5 protein-coding genes are annotated in these 5,147 nt (G+C 67.0%); 2 read left to right on the forward strand and 3 right to left on the reverse strand.

The window, feature by feature from the left end; translation table 11 throughout:
* Positions 1-75: 75 nt before the first annotated feature.
* From glpK to QMZ25_RS11895, 3 genes are all read right to left on the reverse strand, one after another.
* A complete protein-coding gene (glpK, locus tag QMZ25_RS11885; RefSeq protein WP_065181792.1) occupies positions 76-1,575 on the reverse strand; it encodes a glycerol kinase GlpK in 1,500 nt (499 codons plus the stop codon).
* A gap of 63 nt (positions 1,576-1,638) precedes the next feature.
* The gene (gene glpD, locus QMZ25_RS11890) at positions 1,639-3,150 is read right to left on the reverse strand and encodes a glycerol-3-phosphate dehydrogenase (protein ID WP_283219684.1); all 1,512 of its coding nucleotides are present in this window, start codon (positions 3,148-3,150) and stop codon (positions 1,639-1,641) included.
* A 158-nt stretch (positions 3,151-3,308) separates the two neighbouring features.
* Positions 3,309-3,944, reverse strand: coding sequence for an OmpW family outer membrane protein (locus QMZ25_RS11895; protein WP_053520322.1), 636 nt, complete (start codon positions 3,942-3,944; stop codon positions 3,309-3,311).
* 142 nt (positions 3,945-4,086) lie between these two features.
* Between QMZ25_RS11895 and QMZ25_RS11900 the strand changes: the two genes are divergently transcribed.
* Entirely contained in the window at positions 4,087-4,647 is a 561-nt protein-coding gene (locus QMZ25_RS11900; protein ID WP_180876804.1) for a DNA-deoxyinosine glycosylase, read from the forward strand.
* 167 nt (positions 4,648-4,814) lie between these two features.
* Positions 4,815-5,147 (forward strand): biotin/lipoyl-containing protein (locus QMZ25_RS11905; protein ID WP_283219685.1); only part of this gene is annotated, 333 nt, incomplete at its 3' end.

A 5,147-nucleotide genomic window follows, 5' to 3' on the forward strand; every position in this document is an offset into this window, starting at 1 on the left:
GATGTTGGGGCAGCGCCGGGCCATGCCCGGCGGATTGGGGATTGATTCGCCGGGCATGGCCCGGCGCTACCGCCCTCAATCGACGTGGAAGGCCAGGGTGGCGGCGACCGCCTGCTGCCACCCGGCATACAGCGTCTCGCGCCGTGCTGCCGGCATCTGCGGCTCGAAACGGCGGTCCAGTCCCCATTGCGCGGCGATCTGTTCGCGGCTTTCCCAGAATCCCACCGCCAGCCCGGCCAGGTAGGCCGCGCCCAGCGCCGTGGTCTCGGTCAGCCGTGGCCGCAGCAGCGGAACGCCCAGAATGTCGGCCTGGAAGCTGGCAAGGAAGTCGTTGCCGATCGCGCCGCCGTCGGCACGCAGCTCGCTCAGGCCGATACCTGCATCGGACTGCATGGCATCGAGTACATCGCGGGTCTGGTAAGCCATTGCTTCCAATGCTGCACGCACGAAGTGCGACCTGCTGGTGCCCCGGGTCAGGCCGAACATCGCTCCACGCACGTCGCTGCGCCAGTAAGGCGCACCCAGGCCCACGAACGCCGGCACCAGATAGACGCCAGCGCTGTCGCCGACCTTCGCGGCCAGCGCCTGGCTGTCGCTGGCCCGATCGATCATGCGCAGGCCGTCGCGCAGCCACTGCACCACCGAGCCGGCGATGAAGATCGACCCCTCCAGTGCGTACTCCACGCGCCCGTCCAGGCCCCAGGCGATGGTGGTCAGCAGGCCATTGTGCGAACGCACGGCCTGCGTTCCGGTGTGCATCAGCATGAAGCAGCCGGTGCCGTAGGTGTTCTTCACCATGCCCGGCTGGAAGCAGGCCTGGCCGAACAGCGCGGCCTGCTGGTCGCCAGCGATACCGGCGATCGGAATCGGGTGGTCGAAGAAGAACTGCGGCCGGGTGTGCGCGTACACCGCGCTGGAGTCACGCACCTGCGGCAGCATGGCGCGCGGAATGTCCAGCAGCGCGAGCAGCTCGTCGTCCCAGTCCAGGGTGTGGATGTTGAACAGCAGCGTGCGTGCGGCGTTGCTGTAGTCCGTCACGTGTGCCTGGCCGCCACTGAGATTCCAGACCAGCCAGCTGTCGATGGTGCCGAACAGCAGTTCGCCACGCTCCGCGCGCTGTTGTGCGCCTTCCACGTGATCGAGGATCCAGCGCACCTTGGTGGCCGAGAAGTAGGCATCGATCAGCAGGCCGGTGCGTTCACGGATCAGCGCTTCGTGCCCCTGCGAGCGCAACCGCTCGCAGATGGCCTGGCTTTGCCGGGACTGCCAGACGATGGCGTTGTGGATCGGCTGGCCCGTGGCGCGTTCCCAGACCACGGTGGTCTCGCGCTGGTTGGTGATGCCCAGTGCGGCGATGTGGCGCGGGTCGATCTGTTCGCGGCTGAGCAGCTCGGTCAGCGTGGCGTAGACGCTGGTGAGGATCTCGCGCGGGTCATGTTCCACCCAACCGGGCTGCGGGAAAATCTGGGCGAACTCACGTTGCGCGCTGCCGACGATGTCGCCGGCGTGATCGAACAGGATCGCGCGCGAACTGGTGGTGCCCTGATCGATGGCCAGCACGTAGCGGGGCGTCATGCGGCGTCTCCGGTAGCGATGGGGAAATCCTACTGCATCGGCAGCGACGGGCCATGCAGGGTGTCACCGCGATCGGCCGGGCATGGCCTGGTGCTGCTGTTCCTCCAACCAGTCCTGCAGGCGTGCCACCTGTGCGGTGTCCAGCCGCAGTCCCAGCTTGCTCCGCCGCCACAGTATGTCCTCGGCGGTATGCGCCCATTCGTGATCGCGCAGGAACACGACCTCATGGGCGTGCAGCCCACCGCCGAAGTGTTCGCCGAGATCGTCCATGCCCTGCACCCCGTGCAGCAGCTCGGTGCTGCGGCTGCCATAGGCCTCGGCCCAGCGCCGCGTAGTGTCCTCAGGCAACCACGGTGCGAGTCTCCGCAGGTGAGAGCGTGCCTGCACGGCATCGCCCCAGTCGCTGCCCGGCAGCGGCGTCCCGGCTGCCGTCCATGCCGGCCCCATCTGCGGCAGGTGGGGCCGCAGCAGATCCAGCGCTTCTTCGGCCAGAACGCGGTAGGTGGTCAGCTTCCCCCCCAGCACGTGCACGGCGGGCGCGCCCTGCACCTGCAACTGCAGGCGATAGTCGCGGCTGAGTCGTGCCGCGCGCGGATCCGGGTCGGCCAGCAGCGGGCGCACGCCGGCAAACTGCCAGACCACCTCCGTCGCCGTGATCGGCTGGCGCAGATAGCGGTTGGCCGCCTCGCACAGGTATGTCACTTCCGAAGGCAGCACGTGGCAGCGCGCCGGATCGCCCTGATAGTCGGTGTCGGTGGTACCCACCAGCAGGTGGTCGTGGGTGAAGGGCAGCAGGAATACGACCCGTCCGTCGGGCTGCTGCAGCAGGCAGGCGCTGTCATCGGGCCAGGGCCGGCGCAGCACGATGTGGCTGCCCTGCACCAGGCGCAGGGCCGGTGTGCCGCTGCGCGCCTGCATGCGTTGCAGCAGGCCTCCGGCCCAGGGACCGGCCGCGTTGGCCACGGCATGTGCATGCACCGTCTGCTGCTGTCCCGCTGCATCGACCAGTACCGCCCGCCAGTGGCCCTGCTCGCCGTGCAGTTCGACGCAGCGGGTGCGAACCTGTACACGCGAGCCGCGTTGCGCGGCATCCAGCGCGTTGAGCAATACCAGGCGTGCATCGTCCACCTGCGCGTCGGTATAGCTGAAGGCCTGGTGCAACGATGGCGACAGCCACGTGCCCAACGGGTCGTGTGGCAGGTGCAGTGCGCGCGAAGCCGGAAACGCTGCGCCGCGATGGCCGAGGTGGTCATACAGCCACAGGCCGAGCCGCAGCATCCAGCGTGGCCGCAGGTGGGGTTCCCAGGGCAGCACGAAGCGCAGCGGCCGGACCAGGCAGGGCGCCTGCCTGCGGAGCACATCGCGTTCGCCGAGCGCCTTGCGCACCAGGCCGAACTCGCCCTGTTCCAGGTAGCGCAGCCCGCCATGGACCAGCTTGCTGCTGGCGCTGGAGGTATGTGACGCAAGATCGTGCTGCTCGCAGAGCAGCACGCGCAGGCCGCGGCCTGCGGCGTCGCGTGCGATGCCGGCGCCGTTGATGCCACCTCCGATCACCAGCAGGTCGACATTGTCCATCCCGATCACCGGCCTTCCGTCCTTTGCAGAGTCAAGCCCTGCTCGACGTCCGGAAAAAAGCAGTCGAGCACGACCCGACTCTACACAGAACGCGGGTGACGAAAACGACGACGGGCCCCGAAGGGCCCGTCGCGTACAGACAGTGAAGCAGACGGTGCTTAGAAGCGGGCGCCGATACCCACGCCGACAGTCCACGGATCCAGCTTGGCTTCGCCGATCTTCTCGCCACCCACCTTCACGTCCGGGCGGGCGCGCATGTAGCGGGCATCAGCACGGGCGAACCAGGTGGAGTTGATGTTCATGTCGACGCCGACGGTGCCGATCACGCCCTTGGCATCCTTCAGGCGGATGTCGGAGCTGCTGCCGTCAGCCAGCGATTCGTTGCTGAAGGCCGACTGGAAGTAGCCCACGCCCACGAACGGACGGAACACGTTGTCGGCCTGGCCGAAGTGGTACTGGCCGCTCAGCGCGACCGGCTGCTGCTCGACGCTGCCCAGGCGGGTGTTGCCCGGACCCTTGACGCGGTGATCGAACTTGTCGGCAGCGCCCCACAGCTCAACGGCCCAGTTGTCGTTGACGTAGTAGCTGAAGCTGACGGTCGGCGCCGGGCCGCCATCGAGCTTCTTGACGCCGGTGATCGGATCATTCTTCGGCTGCAGCAGCGTGACGCCGCCAACCACGGCAAAATGCTTGCCCGAAGCGGTGTCGGTGGTGCTGCTGTCCTGGGCGAAAGCGGCCGGCGCGAAGGCGGCGGAGGTCAGCAGGGCGAGACTCAGGATACGGATGGAGCGCATGGGGGTATCTCCTAATGTTTCTTGTTTTTGGGCCCCCGGTTGCGGGGCGAGCACACCGTAGTCGCCTCAACATGAATCGAATCCGACGCGCGTTAAAAAATAGTTCGCTCTGTTCAGCGATGAGTTCGAAAAGCCTGTTTTCATGGGGTTTTTGCTCTGGAGGAATGTTCATGCAGTTGCACAAACCGTGAGCGCGCCAACGCTCTGCACCGGCCTGCCCGCGCAGGTGAACACGCGATCGCGCGTGTTGCTGCTTGGTTCGATGCCGGGTGCTGCGTCGCTGCACGCTGGCCAGTACTACGCGCATCCACGCAATCGTTTCTGGCCGCTCATGTCCGATATCTGCGGCTTTGACGCCGGTTTGCCCTATCCGCAACGCATGCGCGCGCTGAACGCCGCCGGTGTCGGGGTGTGGGATGTGATCGGCCGATGCGAGCGCCGGGGCAGCCTGGATGCGGACATCGTGCGTGGCACGGAAGTGGCCAACGCGCTGCCGGAACTGATCGCCCTGCTGCCTGAGCTGCAGCTGATCGGCTGCAATGGTGCTGCGTCGATGCAGGCATTCCAGCGCTGGGTGCTGCCTGTCCTGGGGGCGCCACCGCGTGTGCTGGCGCTGCCCTCGACCAGCCCGGCCAATGCGGCCTGGTCGCTGCAGCGCCTGCGTCAGGCCTGGCAGCCGGTGGCCGATGCACTGGCGACATGAAGCGGACATCGTGCGGACAATACGCTACCCACTGGAGGTGCCTGCGCCCCATGGGCAACAGCGTGTCCCGGCTGCGTGCGTACTGAAAACACCTGTAACGGTTGGCGCTGGCCCCCGCTGGCCGCACAATAGACGTTTCCCTACACCAGATTGCCGGAGTTATCCCCATGGCCGAAATCAAGGAAGCACTTGTCCCCGATATCGGTGACTACAGCGATATCCCGGTAATCGAGGTGCTTGTCGCCGTTGGCGATACGGTCAGGAAGGACCAGGGCCTGGTGACGCTGGAAAGCGACAAGGCGACCATGGAAGTGCCGTCTTCGGTGGCCGGTGTGGTCAAGGAGATCAAGGTCAAGGTGGGTGACACCCTGTCCGAGGGCAAGGTCGTGGCGCTGATCGAAGTGGCGGCAGACGAGGCCGCAGCGCCGGCCGCTCCGGCCCCGGCCAAGGCCGCTGCCCCGGCCAAGGCCGCTGCCCCGGCGGCTGCCACCCAGAGCGCC

This window comes from Stenotrophomonas sp. RS-48 (assembly GCF_030053245.1).
Taxonomy (GTDB): Bacteria; Pseudomonadota; Gammaproteobacteria; order Xanthomonadales; family Xanthomonadaceae; genus Stenotrophomonas; species Stenotrophomonas maltophilia_P.